16 protein-coding genes are annotated in these 18,874 nt (G+C 51.5%); 14 read left to right on the forward strand and 2 right to left on the reverse strand.

Annotated features, from left to right (window positions below):
• Nucleotides 1-178: 178 nt before the first annotated feature.
• Genes ycjM through ompG form a run of 11 tightly spaced genes read left to right on the forward strand, consistent with a single transcriptional unit; the run spans nucleotide 179 to nucleotide 12,816 of the window.
• Nucleotides 179-1,858: a glucosylglycerate phosphorylase gene (gene ycjM, locus K0778_RS01310; protein WP_063084841.1), complete on the forward strand. Its 1,680-nt coding sequence runs from the start codon at nucleotides 179-181 to the stop codon at nucleotides 1,856-1,858.
• A 13-nt stretch (nucleotides 1,859-1,871) separates the two neighbouring features.
• Nucleotides 1,872-3,164 (forward strand): ABC transporter substrate-binding protein, encoded by a 1,293-nt coding sequence (locus K0778_RS01315; protein WP_000597460.1) that lies wholly within the window; start codon nucleotides 1,872-1,874, stop codon nucleotides 3,162-3,164.
• A gap of 20 nt (nucleotides 3,165-3,184) precedes the next feature.
• Nucleotides 3,185-4,066, forward strand: coding sequence for a carbohydrate ABC transporter permease (locus K0778_RS01320; protein WP_001080778.1), 882 nt, complete (start codon nucleotides 3,185-3,187; stop codon nucleotides 4,064-4,066).
• Entirely contained in the window at nucleotides 4,053-4,895 is an 843-nt protein-coding gene (locus K0778_RS01325; protein ID WP_000224659.1) for a carbohydrate ABC transporter permease, read from the forward strand. The genes K0778_RS01320 and K0778_RS01325 overlap by 14 nt, the downstream gene beginning before the upstream one ends.
• Nucleotides 4,896-4,925: 30 nt before the next feature.
• Nucleotides 4,926-5,978, forward strand: a complete 1,053-nt coding sequence (locus K0778_RS01330) for a zinc-binding alcohol dehydrogenase (protein WP_000737347.1) — start codon at nucleotides 4,926-4,928, stop codon at nucleotides 5,976-5,978.
• A gap of 18 nt (nucleotides 5,979-5,996) precedes the next feature.
• Nucleotides 5,997-6,785, forward strand: coding sequence for a sugar phosphate isomerase/epimerase (locus K0778_RS01335; RefSeq protein ID WP_000690229.1), 789 nt, complete (start codon nucleotides 5,997-5,999; stop codon nucleotides 6,783-6,785).
• Between the two features lie 9 nt (nucleotides 6,786-6,794).
• Complete coding sequence (locus tag K0778_RS01340; protein WP_001300711.1) at nucleotides 6,795-7,850, forward strand: Gfo/Idh/MocA family protein; 1,056 nt, start codon at nucleotides 6,795-6,797, stop codon at nucleotides 7,848-7,850.
• On the forward strand, nucleotides 7,847-10,114 hold the full coding sequence (ycjT, locus tag K0778_RS01345) for a kojibiose phosphorylase (RefSeq protein ID WP_063084840.1): 2,268 nt from the start codon (nucleotides 7,847-7,849) through the stop codon (nucleotides 10,112-10,114). Before K0778_RS01340 ends, ycjT begins: the two co-directional genes overlap by 4 nt.
• A complete protein-coding gene (gene pgmB, locus K0778_RS01350) occupies nucleotides 10,111-10,770 on the forward strand; it encodes a beta-phosphoglucomutase (RefSeq protein ID WP_000775794.1) in 660 nt (219 codons plus the stop codon). Before ycjT ends, pgmB begins: the two co-directional genes overlap by 4 nt.
• 13 nt (nucleotides 10,771-10,783) lie before the next feature.
• Nucleotides 10,784-11,866, forward strand: a complete 1,083-nt coding sequence (locus tag K0778_RS01355; protein ID WP_000057985.1) for an ABC transporter ATP-binding protein — start codon at nucleotides 10,784-10,786, stop codon at nucleotides 11,864-11,866.
• A gap of 44 nt (nucleotides 11,867-11,910) precedes the next feature.
• Nucleotides 11,911-12,816 carry a monomeric porin OmpG gene (gene ompG, locus K0778_RS01360; protein WP_000735257.1) on the forward strand — a complete coding sequence of 302 codons (906 nt, stop codon included), beginning with the start codon at nucleotides 11,911-11,913 and terminating at the stop codon, nucleotides 12,814-12,816.
• A 110-nt stretch (nucleotides 12,817-12,926) separates the two neighbouring features.
• Here the strand turns inward: ompG and K0778_RS01365 are convergent, their stop codons facing one another.
• The gene (locus tag K0778_RS01365; RefSeq protein WP_000075375.1) at nucleotides 12,927-13,925 is read right to left on the reverse strand and encodes a LacI family DNA-binding transcriptional regulator; all 999 of its coding nucleotides are present in this window, start codon (nucleotides 13,923-13,925) and stop codon (nucleotides 12,927-12,929) included.
• 155 nt (nucleotides 13,926-14,080) lie between these two features.
• Here K0778_RS01365 and K0778_RS01370 point away from each other — a divergent pair, with 155 nt between their 5' ends.
• The 3 genes from K0778_RS01370 (at nucleotide 14,081) to tyrR (ending at nucleotide 18,225) form a co-directional block, all read left to right on the forward strand.
• On the forward strand, nucleotides 14,081-15,478 hold the full coding sequence (locus K0778_RS01370; RefSeq protein WP_000825777.1) for a YcjX family protein: 1,398 nt from the start codon (nucleotides 14,081-14,083) through the stop codon (nucleotides 15,476-15,478).
• Nucleotides 15,475-16,536 (forward strand): YcjF family protein, encoded by a 1,062-nt coding sequence (locus K0778_RS01375; RefSeq protein WP_000138728.1) that lies wholly within the window; start codon nucleotides 15,475-15,477, stop codon nucleotides 16,534-16,536. The genes K0778_RS01370 and K0778_RS01375 overlap by 4 nt, the downstream gene beginning before the upstream one ends.
• A gap of 147 nt (nucleotides 16,537-16,683) precedes the next feature.
• Complete coding sequence (gene tyrR, locus K0778_RS01380) at nucleotides 16,684-18,225, forward strand: transcriptional regulator TyrR (protein WP_001300658.1); 1,542 nt, start codon at nucleotides 16,684-16,686, stop codon at nucleotides 18,223-18,225.
• Between the two features lie 43 nt (nucleotides 18,226-18,268).
• Here the strand turns inward: tyrR and tpx are convergent, their stop codons facing one another.
• Entirely contained in the window at nucleotides 18,269-18,775 is a 507-nt protein-coding gene (gene tpx / locus K0778_RS01385) for a thiol peroxidase (protein ID WP_000084387.1), read from the reverse strand.
• Between the last annotated feature and the right edge of the window lie 99 nt (nucleotides 18,776-18,874).

Below are 18,874 nucleotides of genomic sequence, written 5' to 3' on the forward strand. Positions count from 1 at the left end.
TTTTTTTCTGTCACACCTTATTTACATCCCCATAGATTATTTGCGTCAGCTCACAAATACGCTTTTTCCCTGGTAAAAAATGATTTCCTGCGTGACTAAAACCCTTGTGCTCAATTGACAGTTTATTTTCTGCGGAGTAGTCTCTCGTTTCATGGGACCGCTACCACGGAAAGGCAACATGAAACAGAAAATTACGGATTACCTGGACGAAATCTACGGTGGAACATTTACCGCAACTCATTTACAGAAACTTGTAACGCGTCTTGAGAGTGCGAAACGATTAATTACACAGCGACGTAAAAAACACTGGGATGAAAGTGATGTCGTGTTAATTACCTATGCCGATCAATTTCACAGCAATGATTTAAAACCATTACCCACATTTAATCAGTTTTACCATCAATGGCTGCAAAGCATTTTTTCACATGTTCATTTGTTGCCGTCTTATCCATGGTCATCTGATGATGGCTTTTCGGTAATTGATTATCATCAGGTCGCCAGTGAAGCGGGGGAGTGGCAGGATATTCAGCAACTCGGTGAATGCAGTCATTTAATGTTTGATTTTGTCTGCAACCATATGTCGGCAAAAAGTGAATGGTTTAAAAACTATTTACAACAGCATCCAGGTTTTGAAGATTTTTTTATTGCCGTTGACCCGCAAACCGATCTCAGCGCCGTCACTCGCCCGCGTGCGTTACCGTTATTAACGCCATTCCAGATGCGCGATCATTCAACGCGCCATTTATGGACCACCTTTAGTGACGATCAAATTGACCTGAATTACCGTAGCCCTGAAGTGTTGCTGGCGATGGTGGATGTTTTACTCTGTTACCTTGCGAAAGGTGCTGAGTATGTCCGCCTGGATGCCGTTGGCTTTATGTGGAAAGAGCCGGGAACAAGCTGCATCCATCTGGAAAAAACACATCTGATTATCAAACTGTTACGGTCGATTATTGATAACGTTGCGCCAGGTACAGTGATCATTACCGAGACCAATGTTCCGCATAAAGACAACATTGCTTACTTTGGCGCAGGCGATGACGAAGCACATATGGTGTACCAGTTCTCGCTGCCGCCACTGGTGCTGCATGCGGTGCAAAAACAGAACGTTGAGGCGCTTTGTGCGTGGGCGCAAAACCTGACACTACCTTCCAGCAACACCACCTGGTTTAACTTCCTCGCCTCTCACGATGGCATCGGGCTAAACCCGCTACGGGGCTTGTTGCCTGAAAGCGAAATATTAGAGCTGGTCGAGGCGTTACAGCAGGAAGGTGCATTAGTAAACTGGAAAAATAATCCCGACGGTACACGCAGTCCGTATGAAATAAATGTGACCTATATGGATGCGTTAAGCCGCCGTGAGAGTAGCGATGAAGAACGTTGCGCCAGGTTTATCCTTGCCCATGCGATTTTGTTAAGTTTCCCCGGTGTGCCAGCGATATATATTCAAAGTATTCTTGGCTCGCGTAATGATTACGCAGGTGTCGAAAAACTCGGATATAACCGTGCGATTAACCGTAAAAAATATCACAGTAAAGAGATAACCCGAGAACTGAACGATGAAGCTACATTAAGGCATGCGGTATATCATGAGTTGTCGCGTTTAATTACACTTCGTCGCAGCCATAACGAGTTTCATCCGGATAATAATTTTACCATTGATACGATTAATTCATCCGTAATGCGTATTCAAAGAAGTAACGCTGATGGTAATTGTCTGACTGGATTGTTTAATGTCAGTAAAAATATTCAGCATGTAAATATTACTAATCTGCATGGTCGGGATCTGATTAGTGAAGTTGATATATTGGGTAATGAAATAACGCTGCGCCCCTGGCAGGTTATGTGGATTAAATAAAAAGGAACATCTCATGATTAAATCAAAAATCGTGCTGTTATCAGCACTGGTTTCATGCGCCCTGATTTCAGGCTGTAAAGAAGAAAATAAAACGAATGTATCCATCGAATTTATGCATTCTTCGGTGGAGCAGGAGCGCCAGGCCGTTATCAGTAAATTGATTGCCCGTTTTGAAAAAGAAAACCCTGGCATCACCGTTAAGCAAGTGCCCGTGGAAGAAGATGCCTATAACACTAAAGTCATTACTCTTTCACGTAGCGGTTCGCTGCCGGAAGTGATCGAAACCAGCCATGACTACGCCAAAGTGATGGACAAAGAGCAGCTTATCGATCGCAAAGCGGTTGCCACAGTCATCAGCAACGTTGGTGAAGGCGCGTTTTACGATGGCGTACTGCGTATTGTGCGTACCGAAGATGGTAGCGCATGGACCGGTGTTCCTGTCAGCGCCTGGATTGGCGGTATCTGGTATCGCAAAGATGTGCTGGCAAAAGCGGGGCTTGAGGAGCCGAAAAACTGGCAACAGCTGCTGGACGTTGCACAGAAACTGAATGACCCGGCGAATAAAAAATACGGCATTGCGCTGCCTACAGCAGAAAGCGTGTTGACGGAACAATCCTTCTCCCAGTTTGCGTTATCCAACCAGGCTAACGTCTTTAACGCCGAAGGCAAAATCACCCTTGATACACCAGAGATGATGCAGGCACTGACCTATTACCGCGACCTTGCTGCCAACACTATGCCGGGTTCTAACGACATCATGGAAGTGAAAGACGCCTTTATGAACGGCACCGCGCCGATGGCGATTTACTCCACCTATATCCTTCCGGCTGTGATTAAAGAAGGCGACCCGAAAAACGTCGGTTTCGTGGTGCCAACCGAGAAAAACTCTGCGGTCTACGGCATGTTGACCTCGCTGACCATTACCGCCGGGCAAAAGACCGAAGAGACGGAAGCAGCAGAAAAATTTGTCACCTTTATGGAGCAGGCAGACAACATTGCCGACTGGGTGATGATGTCGCCAGGTGCTGCGCTGCCGGTGAATAAAGCGGTGGTGACTACCGCCACCTGGAAAGACAACGACGTTATTAAGGCGCTGGGTGAACTACCGAATCAGCTAATCGGTGAACTGCCAAATATTCAGGTTTTTGGCGCAGTAGGGGATAAAAACTTTACCCGCATGGGTGATGTGACGGGTTCTGGCGTGGTGAGTTCAATGGTGCATAACGTCACCGTGGGTAAAGCCGATCTCTCTACTACGCTGCAAGCGAGCCAGAAAAAACTGGATGAACTGATCGAACAGCACTAAACCCAGGACAGGAATCCGCAATGAACAGGCTTTTTTCAGGTCGTTCCGATATGCCCTTTGCGCTGCTGCTTCTCGCGCCCAGCTTATTACTGCTGGGCGGTCTGGTGGCGTGGCCGATGGTGTCGAATATCGAAATCAGTTTTTTACGTCTGCCGCTCAATCCCAACATCGAGTCAACGTTTGTTGGGGTGAGCAACTATGTGCGTATCCTCTCCGATCCCGACTTCTGGCATTCGCTGTGGATGACGGTCTGGTATACCGCGCTGGTGGTGGCGGGCAGCACCGTGCTCGGGCTGGCGGTGGCGATGTTTTTCAACCGCGAGTTCCGCCTGCGCAAAACCGCGCGTTCGCTGGTGATCCTCTCCTACGTAACGCCGTCCATTTCGCTGGTGTTCGCCTGGAAATACATGTTCAACAACGGCTACGGCATTGTTAACTACCTCGGCGTCGATCTTCTGCATCTCTATGAGCAGGCACCGCTGTGGTTCGATAATCCGGGCAGTAGCTTTGTGCTGGTGGTGCTGTTCGCCATCTGGCGCTACTTCCCGTATGCCTTTATCTCGTTTCTGGCGATTTTGCAGACCATCGACAAATCGCTGTACGAAGCGGCAGAGATGGATGGCGCTAATGCCTGGCAACGGTTTCGTATCGTCACGCTGCCCGCAATTATGCCGGTCCTGGCGACGGTGGTGACACTGCGCACCATCTGGATGTTCTACATGTTCGCGGATGTTTATTTGCTGACGACCAAGGTCGATATTCTCGGTGTATATCTCTACAAAACCGCCTTTGCCTTTAATGATTTAGGAAAAGCGGCGGCGATCTCGGTGGTGCTCTTCATCATTATTTTCGCTGTCATTCTGCTGACCAGGAAACGGGTGAACCTCAATGGCAACAAATAAACGCACACTCAGTCGCATCGGTTTTTACTGCGGGCTGGCGCTGTTTCTCATCATCACGCTGTTTCCATTTTTTGTGATGCTGATGACCTCGTTCAAGGGCGCGAAAGAGGCGATCTCACTGCATCCTACGCTGCTGCCGCAGCAGTGGACGCTGGAGCATTACGTCGACATTTTTAACCCGATGATTTTCCCGTTTGTCGACTACTTCCGTAACAGTCTGGTGGTGTCTGTGGTTTCATCCGTGGTGGCGGTATTCCTCGGCATTCTTGGGGCTTACGCGCTTTCCCGCCTGCGCTTTAAAGGTCGGATGACCATCAACGCCAGCTTTTACACGGTGTATATGTTCTCTGGCATTTTGCTGGTGGTGCCGCTTTTCAAAATCATCACCGCGCTTGGCATTTACGACACTGAGATGGCGCTGATCATCACCATGGTGACGCAAACTCTGCCCACCGCCGTGTTTATGCTGAAAAGCTACTTCGACACCATCCCCGATGAGATCGAAGAAGCGGCGATGATGGATGGCCTCAACCGTCTGCAAATTATCTTCCGCATCACCGTGCCGTTGGCGATGTCCGGGCTGATATCCGTGTTCGTCTACTGCTTTATGGTGGCGTGGAACGACTATCTGTTTGCGTCGATTTTCCTCTCCAGCGCCAGCAATTTCACCTTACCGGTGGGCCTGAACGCGCTGTTCAGTACGCCAGATTACATCTGGGGACGGATGATGGCGGCCTCACTGGTGACCGCATTGCCGGTGGTGATTATGTATGCGCTTTCGGAACGTTTTATTAAGAGTGGTTTGACCGCCGGTGGCGTGAAGGGCTAAAGCGGCCAGTTTCTTTACAAGGAGTTTTAAATGAAAAAGTTAGTAGCCACAGCACCGCGTGTTGCTGCGCTGGTTGAGTATGAAGATCGGGCGATTTTAGCTAATGAAGTGAAGATCCGCGTGCGTTTCGGCGCACCGAAACACGGAACGGAAGTGGTCGACTTCCGCGCCGCCAGCCCGTTTATTGATGAAGACTTTAACGGCGAATGGCAGATGTTCACTCCGCGTCCGGCAGATGCGCCGCGCGGCATTGAGTTTGGCAAATTCCAGCTTGGCAACATGGTGGTTGGCGACATTATCGAGTGCGGCAGCGACGTTACCGACTACGCGGTGGGCGACAGCGTATGCGGCTACGGCCCGCTCTCCGAGACGGTCATCATTAACGCAGTGAATAACTACAAGCTGCGCAAAATGCCGCAAGGCAGCTCCTGGAAAAACGCCGTCTGCTACGACCCGGCGCAGTTTGCCATGAGCGGCGTGCGCGATGCCAACGTGCGCGTAGGGGATTTTGTGGTGGTGGTAGGGCTTGGCGCAATCGGTCAAATTGCCATCCAACTGGCTAAACGCGCTGGCGCTTCTGTGGTGATTGGCGTCGATCCTATCGCCCATCGCTGTGATATTGCCCGTCGCCACGGCGCGGATTTCTGCCTTAACCCCATCGGCACTGATGTAGGTAAAGAGATCAAAACGCTGACCGGCAAGCAGGGTGCCGATGTGATTATCGAAACCAGCGGCTACGCCGACGCGCTGCAATCGGCGCTCCGCGGTCTGGCTTATGGCGGCACCATCTCCTATGTCGCGTTTGCCAAGCCGTTTGCCGAAGGTTTTAACCTCGGACGCGAAGCGCATTTCAATAACGCCAAAATTGTCTTCTCTCGCGCGTGCAGCGAACCGAACCCGGATTATCCGCGCTGGAGCCGCAAGCGTATTGAAGAAACCTGTTGGGAACTGCTGATGAACGGTTATCTCAATTGCGAAGATTTAATCGACCCGGTGGTGACCTTTGCCAATAGCCCGGAAAGCTATATGCAGTATGTCGACCAGCATCCGGAACAGAGCATCAAAATGGGCGTTACGTTTTAATTCAAAGGAATGAAAAAAATGAAAATCGGCACACAGAATCAGGCGTTCTTTCCGGAAAACATTCTGGAGAAATTTCGTTATATCAAAGAGATGGGCTTCGATGGTTTTGAGATTGACGGCAAACTGCTGGTTAACAACATCGAAGAAGTCAAAGCGGCGATCAAAGAAACCGGTTTACCGGTGACCACCGCCTGCGGTGGCTATGACGGATGGATTGGAGACTTTATCGAAGAGCGTCGTCTTAATGGCTTAAAGCAGATCGAGCGCATTCTCGAAGCGCTGGCAGAAGTGGGCGGTAAAGGCATCGTCGTTCCGGCTGCGTGGGGCATGTTTACCTTCCGCTTACCGCCGATGACCTCGCCGCGTAGCCTGGACGGCGACCGCAAAATGGTGAGTGATTCCCTGCGCGTACTGGAACAGGTCGCCGCGCGTACCGGAACCGTGGTGTATCTCGAACCGTTAAACCGCTATCAGGATCATATGATCAACACCCTCGCCGATGCCCGCCGTTACATCGTCGAAAACGATCTTAAACATGTACAGATTATCGGCGATTTCTATCACATGAATATCGAAGAAGATAACCTGGCGCAGGCGCTGCATGACAACCGCGACCTGCTCGGTCATGTGCATATTGCGGATAACCATCGCTACCAGCCGGGCAGCGGCACCCTGGATTTCCACGCGCTGTTTGAACAGCTGCGCGCGGATAACTATCAGGGCTATGTAGTGTACGAAGGGCGTATCCGGGCGGAAGATCCTGCCCAGGCGTACCGTGATTCGTTGGCCTGGTTGCGTACCTGCTAAGAGGTCTTTGTGAAAAGTGCAATGACAAGCTCTCCGCTGCGGGTCGCGATAATAGGCGCAGGCCAGGTGGCGGATAAGGTTCATGCTTCGTACTACTGCACCCGCAACGATCTGGAACTGGTGGCTGTCTGTGACAGCCGCCTTTCCCAGGCGCAGGCGCTGGCAGAAAAATACGGGAATGCATCCGTGTGGGACGATCCGCAGGCCATGCTGCTGGCGGTGAAACCTGATGTGGTTAGCGTCTGCTCACCTAACCGTTTTCATTACGAACATACCCTGATGGCACTGGAAGCGGGCTGCCATGTGATGTGCGAAAAACCGCCCGCCATGACGCCAGAACAGGCGCGGGAAATGTGCGATACCGCGCGCAAACTGGGCAAGGTGCTGGCCTACGACTTTCACCATCGTTTTGCGCTCGATACGCAACAGCTGCGTGAACAGGTGACCAACGGCGTTTTGGGAGAGATTTACGTTACCACCGCCCGCGCCCTGCGTCGCTGCGGCGTTCCCGGCTGGGGTGTCTTTACCAATAAAGAACTGCAGGGTGGTGGCCCGCTGATCGACATCGGCATTCATATGCTGGATGCTGCGATGTATGTGCTGGGCTTTCCGGCGGTGAAAAGCGTGAATGCGCATAGCTTTCAAAAGATCGGCACGCAAAAGAGCTGTGGTCAATTTGGTGAGTGGGATCCGGCAACTTACAGCGTCGAAGATTCGCTGTTTGGCACCATTGAATTTCATAACGGCGGCATTCTGTGGCTGGAAACGTCATTTGCACTCAACATCCGCGAACAGTCGATTATGAACGTCAGCTTTTGTGGTGATAAAGCTGGTGCGACGCTGTTTCCAGCACATATCTACACCGATAACAACGGTGAATTAATGACGCTGATGCAACGGGAAATGGCAGACGACAACCGCCATTTGCGCAGCATGGAAGCCTTTATCAATCACGTACAGGGCAAGCCCGTGATGATAGCCGACGCCGAGCAGGGGTACATCATCCAGCAACTGGTGGCGGCGTTGTATCAATCCGCAGAAACAGGGACGCGTGTGGAATTATGACCAGGCCAGTAACGTTATCAGAACCCCATTTCAGCCAGCATACCCTGAACAAGTATGCATCGCTGATGGCGCAGGGGAACGGCTATCTTGGGCTTCGCGCCAGCCATGAAGAAGATTACACGCGCCAGACGCGCGGCATGTATCTGGCGGGGCTTTATCATCGGGCGGGTAAAGGTGAAATCAACGAACTGGTGAACTTGCCTGATGTGGTGGGGATGGAGATTGCCATAAATGGTGAGGTTTTCTCGTTATCCCACGAAGCCTGGCAGCGTGAGCTTGACTTTGCCAGTGGAGAATTACGCCGCAATGTTGTCTGGCGTACCAGCAACGGCGCAGGTTACACCATCGCCAGTCGTCGCTTTGTTTCGGCAGACCAACTCCCGCTCATTGCGCTGGAAATCACTATTACTCCACTGGACGCCGACACGTCAGTGCTGATTTCAACAGGCATTGACGCCACGCAAACCAACCACGGTCGCCAACATCTCGACGAAACCCAGGTGCGGGTGTTTGGTCAGCATCTGATGCAGGGGATCTACACCACCCAGGATGGACGCAGTGATGTGGCCATCAGCTGTTGCTGTAAGGTGAGCGGTGATGTGCAGCAATGCTATACCGCCAAAGAGCGCCGTTTACTGCAACATACCAGTGCGCAGCTTCATGCGGGCGAGACAGTGACGTTGCAAAAACTGGTGTGGATCGACTGGCGGGATGACAGGCAAGCTGCTTTAGACGAGTGGGGCAGCGCGTCGCTTCGCCAGCTTGAAATGTGTGCGCAACAGAGTTACGACCAACTTCTTGCAGCATCAACAGAAAACTGGCGTCAATGGTGGCAGAAACGTCGTATCACGGTAAACGGCGGCGATGCGCACGATCAGCAAGCGTTAGATTATGCGCTTTATCATCTGCGCATCATGACGCCTGCTCACGACGAGCGCAGCAGTATTGCGGCAAAAGGCTTAACCGGAGAAGGCTACAAAGGCCACGTTTTCTGGGATACAGAAGTATTTTTGCTGCCGTTCCATCTGTTTAGCGATCCAACGGTTGCCCGAAGTTTACTGCGTTATCGCTGGCACAACTTGCCAGGCGCGCAGGAGAAAGCACGACGCAACGGCTGGCAGGGCGCGCTATTTCCGTGGGAAAGCGCGCGCAGCGGCGAAGAAGAGACGCCGGAATTTGCCGCCATTAACATTCGCACCGGGCTGCGGCAAAAAGTGGCCTCGGCGCAGGCGGAACATCATCTGGTCGCCGATATCGCCTGGGCGGTTATTCAATACTGGCAGACAACGGGGGATGAAAGTTTCATTGCTCATGAAGGCATGGCGCTACTTCTGGAGACGGCAAAGTTCTGGATTAGCCGCGCGGTGAGAGTTAACGATCATCTGGAAATTCATGATGTTATTGGGCCAGACGAATATACCGAACATGTCAATAATAATGCATACACCAGCTATATGGCCCGCTACAACGTTCAACAGGCGCTGAATATTGCCCGCCAGTTCGGCTGTAGCGACGATGCGTTTATCCATCGCGCCGAAATGTTCCTCAAAGAGCTATGGATGCCAGAAATTCAGCCCGACGGCGTTTTGCCGCAGGATGATTCGTTTATGGCTAAGCCGGCGATTAATCTGGCGAAATACAAAGCGGCGGCGGGGAAGCAAACCATACTGCTGGATTATTCACGCGCAGAAGTGAACGAGATGCAGATCCTCAAACAAGCTGATGTGGTGATGCTCAATTACATGCTGCCGGAGCAGTTCTCAGCGGCATCGTGTCTTGCCAATCTGCAATTTTATGAACCGCGCACTATTCACGACTCGTCATTAAGTAAAGCAATCCACGGCATTGTTGCCGCACGCTGTGGCCTGCTGACCCAAAGTTATCAGTTCTGGCGCGAGGGGACTGAAATCGATCTTGGTGCTGATCCGCATAGTTGTGATGATGGTATCCATGCTGCCGCAACTGGCGCTATCTGGCTGGGGGCGATTCAGGGTTTTGCCGGGGTGAGCGTGCGTGACGGTGAATTGCATCTCAATCCGGCGTTACCTGAGCAGTGGCAACAGTTGTCTTTCCCTCTGTTCTGGCAGGGCTGCGAATTACAGGTCACTCTTGACGCGCAGCGTATTGCGATTCGAACTTCTGCGCCCGTTTCACTGCGTTTGAACGGTCAGCTTATAACCGTGGCTGAAGAATCTGTTTTCTGTTTGGGTGATTTTATTTTGCCCTTCAATGGGACCGCTACCAAACATCAGGAGGATGAATGAAACTGCAAGGGGTAATTTTCGATCTGGATGGTGTAATCACCGATACCGCGCATCTGCATTTCCAGGCGTGGCAGCAGATTGCCGCTGAAATTGGCATCAGCATTGATGCGCAGTTTAACGAATCCCTAAAAGGGATCAGCCGCGATGAGTCTCTGCGGCGCATTCTGCAACACGGGGGCAAAGAGGGCGACTTTAACTCGCAGGAGAGGGCGCAACTGGCGTATCGCAAAAATCTGCTCTATGTCCACTCACTACGCGAGTTGACGGTCAACGCTGTTCTACCCGGCATTCGCTCTTTGCTGGCAGATCTCCGTGCACAGCAGATCTCGGTTGGGCTGGCTTCTGTCTCCCTGAATGCGCCGACGATTTTAGCGGCGCTGGAGCTGCGCGAGTTTTTCACCTTCTGCGCGGATGCTTCCCAACTTAAAAACTCGAAACCGGACCCGGAAATCTTTCTCGCCGCCTGTGCAGGGCTGGGCGTGCCGCCGCAGGCATGTATCGGCATTGAAGATGCGCAGGCGGGCATTGACGCCATTAACGCCAGCGGTATGCGCTCGGTGGGGATCGGCGCGGGCTTAACCGGGGCGCAATTACTGTTGCCTTCAACGGAATCACTCACCTGGCCGCGGTTATCGGCCTTCTGGCAAAACGTATAGCAAAGGAATCAACATGGCTCAGCTTTCGTTACAACATATTCAAAAAATCTACGATAACCAGGTGCATGTGGTGAAGGACTTCAACCTGGAAATTGCCGATAAAGAGTTCATCGTGTTTGTCGGCCCGTCGGGCTGCGGTAAGTCGACCACCCTGCGCATGATTGCCGGGCTTGAGGAGATCAGCGGCGGCGATCTGTTGATCGACGGCAAACGAATGAATGACGTTCCAGCCAAAGCACGCAATATAGCGATGGTGTTCCAGAACTACGCGTTGTATCCGCATATGACGGTTTACGACAACATGGCGTTTGGTCTGAAGATGCAAAAAATCGCCAAAGAGGTGATTGATGAGCGGGTGAACTGGGCGGCGCAAATTCTCGGCCTGCGTGAGTACCTGAAACGTAAGCCGGGGGCGCTTTCCGGCGGGCAACGTCAGCGAGTGGCGCTTGGGCGGGCGATTGTACGCGAAGCGGGCGTGTTTTTAATGGATGAACCGCTCTCTAACCTTGATGCCAAGCTGCGCGTGCAAATGCGCGCAGAGATCAGCAAGCTGCATCAGAAACTGAACACCACCATGATCTACGTGACCCACGATCAGACCGAAGCGATGACCATGGCGACGCGGATTGTGATTATGAAAGACGGGATTGTTCAGCAAGTAGGTGCGCCGAAAACCGTTTATAACCAACCCGCGAATATGTTTGTTTCCGGATTTATTGGATCACCAGCGATGAATTTTATTCGCGGCACGATCGATGGCGATAAATTCGTTACGGAAACGCTTAAATTAACCATTCCCGAAGAGAAATTAGCGGTTCTGAAAACACAGGAAAGTTTGCATAAGCCCATCGTGATGGGAATACGACCGGAAGATATTCATCCGGACGCGCAAGAGGAAAATAACATTTCCGCCAAAATTAGCGTGGCAGAATTAACCGGTGCGGAATTTATGCTCTACACCACGGTTGGGGGGCACGAGTTAGTGGTCCGTGCTGGTGCGTTAAATGATTATCATGCAGGAGAAAATATCACTATTCATTTTGATATGACGAAATGTCATTTCTTTGATGCAGAAACGGAAATAGCAATTCGCTAAATACAGGGGGAAGGCATTCCCCCAGGATAATACAAGGAACAATAATGAAAAAGTTATTACCCTGTACCGCACTGGTGATGTGTGCGGGAATGGCCTGCGCACAGGCCGAGGAAAGGAACGACTGGCACTTTAATATCGGCGCGATGTACGAAATAGAAAACGTCGAGGGTTATGGCGAAGATATGGATGGGCTGGCGGAGCCTTCAGTCTATTTTAATGCCGCCAACGGGCCGTGGAGAATTGCTCTGGCCTATTATCAGGAAGGGCCGGTAGATTATAGCGCGGGTAAACGTGGAACGTGGTTTGATCGCCCGGAGCTGGAGGTGCATTATCAGTTCCTCGAAAACGATGATTTCAGTTTCGGCCTGACCGGCGGTTTCCGTAATTATGGTTATCACTACGTTGATGAACCGGGTAAAGACACGGCGAATATGCAGCGCTGGAAAATCGCGCCAGACTGGGATGTGAAACTGACTGACGATTTACGTTTCAACGGTTGGTTGTCGATGTATAAATTTGCCAACGATCTGAACACTACCGGTTACGCTGATACCCGTGTCGAAACGGAAACAGGTCTGCAATATACCTTCAACGAAACGGTTGCCTTGCGAGTGAACTATTATCTCGAGCGCGGCTTCAATATGGACGACAGCCGCAATAACGGTGAGTTTTCCACGCAAGAAATTCGCGCCTATTTGCCGCTGACGCTCGGCAACCACTCGGTGACGCCGTATACGCGCATTGGGCTGGATCGCTGGAGTAACTGGGACTGGCAGGATGATATTGAACGTGAAGGCCATGATTTTAACCGTGTAGGTTTATTTTACGGTTATGATTTCCAGAACGGACTTTCCGTTTCGCTGGAATACGCGTTTGAGTGGCAGGATCACGACGAAGGCGACAGTGATAAATTCCATTATGCAGGTGTCGGCGTAAATTACTCGTTCTGATAATGGGCTAAATTGCCGGATGCGGCGCGAGTACTTTATCCGATCTATAAATGTAGGCCGGATAAGATGCGCTAGCATCGCATCCGGCATTCAGGCAAGGTAGCTGGTATTTATTTCAGCGTCATATGCGTGGCAACGGTAATATTCTGTGGTGACGGTTTTCCAGAAATTAAGCGGAATAATAACTCGCAGCTTTGTTGACCTAACTCCTGCGTCGGAACATCGATGCCGCCCGGTGCAGGCGTTAAAATAAATGACAGCGTTTCATTGCTATAACCCACCACCGCTAACTGCTGCGGAATAGCAATATTTTTCTCTGCTGCCGCACGATAAATGCTCATTAATTTCAGGCTGTCAGTGGCAAACACCGCCTCAGGCAACGGTGACTGGCTTAATAATTGCCGTGCTGCTTTTAATGCAGTTTCATGGGTATAACCGCCATCAACAATCCATTCATCACGCACTGCAATATTATGCGCAGCCAGGCTCTGCTTATAACCATTAACGCGATCAACCGAAACATGGACATCAAGCGGAGCATGCAGGCAGGCAATATTTTGATGCCCACTTTCAATTAATGCATCGGTCAACGCAATGCTGTCGCCAAAATTATCGGTATCGACAGAATAAACATGGGCATATTGACCTTCAACTTTGCCAATCACCACCACCGGAATATCATATTTATCGAGTTGGGCAAAAAATGACTCATCCGCTGGCGAACTGAGCATAATAATGCCTTTAATCATTTTCTGCTTAATTTTGCTTTCGCATTTTTGCAGATCTTCTGCCGGATTGTGCGACGTTTGTAATATCACGTCGAAACCTTCTTCTTCAGCTTTGGCGGTGATGGCATGCAAAACTTCAGAGAAAAACGGATTACCCGCCGTAGTTTTGGTCGAACGGGTAGAAATCACCATAATGGCATCAAAACCCGAAGAGGTCAGCGCGCGGGCCAGCTTGTTTGGCTGATACTGTAATTCTTCAATGGCCCGTAACACTTTTTCGCGCGCTTCCGGGGAGATATTAGTTTGCTTATTCAGCACGCGTGATACGGTGGATTTTGATACGCCTGCAACCCTGGCAATATCATAAATAGTAGGGGACATAGGTCAGGAACTCCGTCCGAACGTGAATGCTGCACATCTTATGGAGTTCGCCGGTCGATGACAACACGGGCAGTTGATAATCAATGGCCTGGCCCCCACATTCATATCCTTACGAATGATTTTTTTTCTGGTCTTCAGAGCAGCACAGGACAGCAATGAAGCGACTTAAAAATGAACTCAATGCGCTGGTGAATCGGGGTGTCGACAGACATCTGCGCCTCGCTGTAACCGGACTTAGCCGCAGCGGCAAAACAGCGTTTATCACCGCGATGGTTAATCAGTTGCTTAATATTCACGCCGGAGCACGTTTGCCGCTGTTAAGTGCGGTGCGTGAAGAGCGCCTGCTGGGCGTGAAACGCATTCCCCAGCGTGACTTTGGCATTCCGCGCTTCACCTATGACGAAGGGCTGGCGCAGTTATATGGCGATCCACCCGCCTGGCCAACGCCAACGCGCGGCGTCAGTGAAATCCGCCTGGCGCTACGTTTTAAATCGAATGATTCGCTGCTACGCCACTTTAAGGATACCTCCACGCTGTATCTGGAAATTGTGGATTATCCCGGCGAATGGTTGCTCGACCTGCCGATGCTGGCGCAGGACTATTTAAGCTGGTCGCGCCAGATGACGGGCTTACTCAATGGTCAGCGCGGAGAATGGTCGGCGAAATGGCGAATGATGAGCGAAGGGCTGGACCCGCTAGCGCCTGCCGACGAAAACCGGCTGGCGGACATTGCCGCCGCGTGGACCGATTATCTCCACCACTGTAAACAGCAGGGGCTGCACTTTATTCAGCCTGGGCGCTTTGTCTTGCCGGGAGATATGGCAGGTGCGCCCGCGCTGCAATTCTTCCCGTGGCCGGATGTCGATACCTGGGGCGAGTCCAAACTGGCGCAGGCCGATAAGCATACCAATGCCGGAATGCTGCGCGAGCGCTTTAATTATTACTGCGAGAAGGTGGTGAAGGGGTTCTATAAGAATCATTTTCTGCGCTTTGACCGCCAGATTGTGCTGGTGGATTGCCTGCAACCTCTCAACAGTGGGCCACAGGCATTTAATGATATGCGTCTGGCACTGACGCAGCTGATGCAAAGTTTTCACTACGGGCAGCGTACCCTGTTCCGGCGTTTGTTTTCGCCGGTTATCGATAAGCTATTGTTTGCTGCCACTAAAGCGGACCATGTGACCATCGATCAGCACGCTAATATGGTTTCATTACTGCAACAACTGATTCAGGATGCCTGGCAAAATGCGGCGTTCGAAGGGATCAGCATGGACTGCCTGGGGCTGGCGTCAGTTCAGGCGACCACCAGCGGCATTATTGATGTTAACGGTGAGAAAATCCCGGCGCTGCGTGGTAATCGACTTAGCGATGGCGCACCGCTCACTGTTTATCCTGGCGAAGTTCCCGCACGTTTGCCTGGTCAGGCGTTCTGGGATAAGCAAGGCTTCCAGTTTGAGGCATTTCGTCCGCAGGTGATGGATGTCGACAAACCACTACCGCATATTCGTCTTGATGCTGCGCTGGAATTTTTAATAGGAGATAAATTGCGATGACCGAACCGTTAAAACCACGTATTGATTTTGACGGTCCTCTGGAGGTCGATCAGAATCCTAAATTCAGGGCGCAGCAGACCTTTGACGAAAATCAGGCGCAAAATTTTGCCCCGGCCACGCTCGACGAAGCGCAGGAAGAAGAGGGGCAAGTCGAAGCGGTAATGGACGCAGCGTTACGTCCGAAACGCAGCCTGTGGCGCAAAATGGTGATGGGCGGGCTGGCTCTGTTTGGCGCAAGCGTTGTCGGGCAGGGTGTACAGTGGACAATGAATGCCTGGCAAACCCAGGACTGGGTGGCGCTGGGTGGATGTGCCGCTGGGGCATTGATTATCGGCGCTGGCGTAGGTTCTGTGGTAACAGAGTGGCGGCGCTTATGGCGCTTGCGACAGCGCGCCCATGAACGCGACGAAGCGCGTGATTTATTGCATAGCCACGGCACGGGCAAAGGCCGCGCATTTTGCGAAAAACTGGCGCAGCAGGCGGGTATTGATCAGTCGCATCCGGCGCTGCAACGCTGGTATGCCTCAATCCATGAAACGCAAAACGACCGTGAAGTGGTCAGCCTGTATGCGCATTTGGTCCAGCCAGTTTTAGATGCCCAGGCGCGGCGCGAAATCAGCCGTTCGGCGGCGGAATCAACGTTGATGATTGCGGTCAGCCCGCTGGCGTTGGTCGATATGGCGTTTATCGCCTGGCGCAATCTGCGTTTAATTAATCGCATCGCCACGCTGTATGGCATTGAACTGGGGTATTACAGCCGTTTGCGTCTGTTTAAGCTGGTATTGCTGAATATCGCTTTTGCCGGAGCCAGCGAACTGGTGCGCGAAGTGGGGATGGACTGGATGTCGCAAGATCTCGCTGCTCGTTTGTCTACCCGCGCAGCTCAGGGGATTGGTGCAGGACTTCTCACGGCACGACTCGGGATTAAAGCTATGGAGCTTTGCCGCCCGCTGCCGTGGATTGACGATGACAAACCTCGCCTCGGGGATTTCCGTCGTCAGCTTATCGGTCAGGTGAAAGAAACGCTGCAAAAAGGCAAAACGCCCAGCGAAAAATAATGCAATATCGGGTGCTGACCGGATATCTTTACGCCGAAGTGCCCGTTTTTCCGTCTTTGTGTCAATGATTGTTGACAGAAACCTTCCTGCTATCCAAATAGTGTCATATCATCATATTAATTGTTCTTTTTTCAGGTGAAGGTTCCCATGCGTCTGGAAGTCTTTTGTGAAGACCGACTCGGTCTGACCCGCGAATTACTCGATCTACTCGTGCTAAGAGGCATTGATTTACGCGGTATTGAGATTGATCCCATTGGGCGAATCTACCTCAATTTTGCTGAACTGGAGTTTGAGAGTTTCAGCAGTCTGATGGCCGAAATACGCCGTATTGCGGGTGTTACCGATGTGCGTACTGTCCCGTGGATGCCTTCCGAACGTGAGCATCTGGCGTTGAGCGCGTTACTGGAGGCGTTGCCTGAACCTGTGCTCTCTGTCGATATGAAAAGCAAAGTAGATATGGCGAACCCGGCGAGCTGTCAGCTTTTTGGGCAAAAATTGGATCGCCTGCGCAACCATACCGCCGCACAATTGATTAACGGCTTTAATTTTTTACGTTGGCTGGAAAGCGAACCGCAAGATTCGCATAACGAGCATGTCGTTATTAATGGGCAGAATTTCCTGATGGAGATTACGCCTGTTTATCTTCAGGATGAAAATGATCAACACGTCCTGACCGGTGCGGTGGTGATGTTGCGATCAACGATTCGTATGGGCCGCCAGTTGCAAAATGTCGCCGCCCAGGACGTCAGCGCCTTCAGTCAAATTGTCGCCGTCAGCCCGAAAATGAAGCATGTTGTCGAACAGGCGCAGAAACTGGCGATGCTAAGCGCGCCGCTGCTGATTACGGGTGACACAGGTACAGGTAAAGATCTCTTTGCCTACGCCTGCCATCAGGCAAGCCCCAGAGCGGGCAAACCTTACCTGGCGCTGAACTGTGCGTCTATACCGGAAGATGCGGTCGAGAGTGAACTGTTTGGTCATGCTCCGGAAGGGAAGAAAGGATTCTTTGAGCAGGCGAACGGTGGTTCGGTGCTGTTGGATGAAATAGGGGAAATGTCACCACGGATGCAGGCGAAATTACTGCGTTTCCTTAATGATGGCACTTTCCGTCGGGTTGGCGAAGACCATGAGGTGCATGTCGATGTGCGGGTGATTTGCGCTACGCAGAAGAATCTGGTCGAACTGGTGCAAAAAGGCATGTTCCGTGAAGATCTCTATTATCGTCTGAACGTGTTGACGCTCAATCTGCCGCCGCTACGTGACTGTCCGCAGGACATCATGCCGTTAACTGAGCTGTTCGTCGCCCGCTTTGCCGACGAGCAGGGCGTGCCGCGTCCGAAACTGGCCGCTGACCTGAATACTGTACTTACGCGTTATGCGTGGCCGGGAAATGTGCGGCAGTTAAAGAACGCTATCTATCGCGCACTGACACAACTGGACGGTTATGAGCTGCGTCCACAGGATATTTTGTTGCCGGATTATGACGCCGCAACGGTAGCCGTGGGCGAAGATGCGATGGAAGGTTCGCTGGACGAAATCACCAGCCGTTTTGAACGCTCGGTATTAACCCAGCTTTATCGCAATTATCCCAGCACGCGCAAACTGGCAAAACGTCTCGGCGTTTCACATACCGCGATTGCCAATAAGTTGCGGGAATATGGTCTGAGTCAGAAGAAGAACGAAGAGTAAGCGCGAATATGCCTGATGGTGCAACACCATCAGGCATATTAAATTATGCTTTCAGTACAGCCAGAGCTGCTTCGTAATCCGGCTCGGTGGTGATTTCATCCACCAGCTGGCTGAAAATCACATTGTCATTTTCGTCAATAACCACAACGGCACGCGCTGCCAGACCTTTCAGTGGGCCATCAGCAATTGCCACACCGTAGGCTTGCAGAAATTCAGCGTTACGGAAAGTGGAGAGGGTGATAACGTTGTTCAGACCTTCTGCGCCGCAGAAACGAGACTGGGCGAACGGCAGATCGGCAGAGATACACAGCACAACGGTGTTGTCGATCTCGGTTGCCAGTTGGTTAAACTTACGTACTGATGCGGCGCAAACACCGGTATCAATACTCGGGAAAATGTTCAGCACTTTGCGTTTACCCGCAAACTGACCGAGGGTGACGTCAGACAGATCTTTTGCCACGAGAGTAAAAGTCTGCGCTTTGCTACCCGCCTGCGGGATGGAATTGGCGACTGTAACCGGGTTGCCCTGGAAATGAACGGTTTGTGACATGATTATCTTTCCTGTTTACATATATTTAACGTCACACCTAGTTTATGCTAACTGTCAATAACACAGCAAACGCTATTTGCGCTTAATCCGCAGACCACC

This window comes from Escherichia sp. XD33, from assembly GCF_019375075.1.
Taxonomy (GTDB): Bacteria; Pseudomonadota; Gammaproteobacteria; order Enterobacterales; family Enterobacteriaceae; genus Enterobacter; species Enterobacter flexneri_A.

What these genes read in the sequence shown, in the direction of transcription:
- ycjM (WP_063084841.1), top strand. Translation starts at nt 179, where the DNA reads ATGAAACAGAAAATTACGGATTACCTGGACGAAATCTACGGTGGAACA.
- K0778_RS01315 (WP_000597460.1), top strand. Translation starts at nt 1,872, where the DNA reads ATGATTAAATCAAAAATCGTGCTGTTATCAGCACTGGTTTCATGCGCC.
- K0778_RS01320 (WP_001080778.1), top strand. Translation starts at nt 3,185, where the DNA reads ATGAACAGGCTTTTTTCAGGTCGTTCCGATATGCCCTTTGCGCTGCTG.
- K0778_RS01325 (WP_000224659.1), top strand. Translation starts at nt 4,053, where the DNA reads ATGGCAACAAATAAACGCACACTCAGTCGCATCGGTTTTTACTGCGGG.
- K0778_RS01330 (WP_000737347.1), top strand. Translation starts at nt 4,926, where the DNA reads ATGAAAAAGTTAGTAGCCACAGCACCGCGTGTTGCTGCGCTGGTTGAG.
- K0778_RS01335 (WP_000690229.1), top strand. Translation starts at nt 5,997, where the DNA reads ATGAAAATCGGCACACAGAATCAGGCGTTCTTTCCGGAAAACATTCTG.
- ycjT (WP_063084840.1), top strand. Translation starts at nt 7,847, where the DNA reads ATGACCAGGCCAGTAACGTTATCAGAACCCCATTTCAGCCAGCATACC.
- pgmB (WP_000775794.1), top strand. Translation starts at nt 10,111, where the DNA reads ATGAAACTGCAAGGGGTAATTTTCGATCTGGATGGTGTAATCACCGAT.
- K0778_RS01355 (WP_000057985.1), top strand. Translation starts at nt 10,784, where the DNA reads ATGGCTCAGCTTTCGTTACAACATATTCAAAAAATCTACGATAACCAG.
- ompG (WP_000735257.1), top strand. Translation starts at nt 11,911, where the DNA reads ATGAAAAAGTTATTACCCTGTACCGCACTGGTGATGTGTGCGGGAATG.
- K0778_RS01365 (WP_000075375.1), bottom strand. Translation starts at nt 13,925, where the DNA reads ATGTCCCCTACTATTTATGATATTGCCAGGGTTGCAGGCGTATCAAAA.
- K0778_RS01370 (WP_000825777.1), top strand. Translation starts at nt 14,081, where the DNA reads ATGAAGCGACTTAAAAATGAACTCAATGCGCTGGTGAATCGGGGTGTC.
- K0778_RS01375 (WP_000138728.1), top strand. Translation starts at nt 15,475, where the DNA reads ATGACCGAACCGTTAAAACCACGTATTGATTTTGACGGTCCTCTGGAG.
- tyrR (WP_001300658.1), top strand. Translation starts at nt 16,684, where the DNA reads ATGCGTCTGGAAGTCTTTTGTGAAGACCGACTCGGTCTGACCCGCGAA.
- tpx (WP_000084387.1), bottom strand. Translation starts at nt 18,775, where the DNA reads ATGTCACAAACCGTTCATTTCCAGGGCAACCCGGTTACAGTCGCCAAT.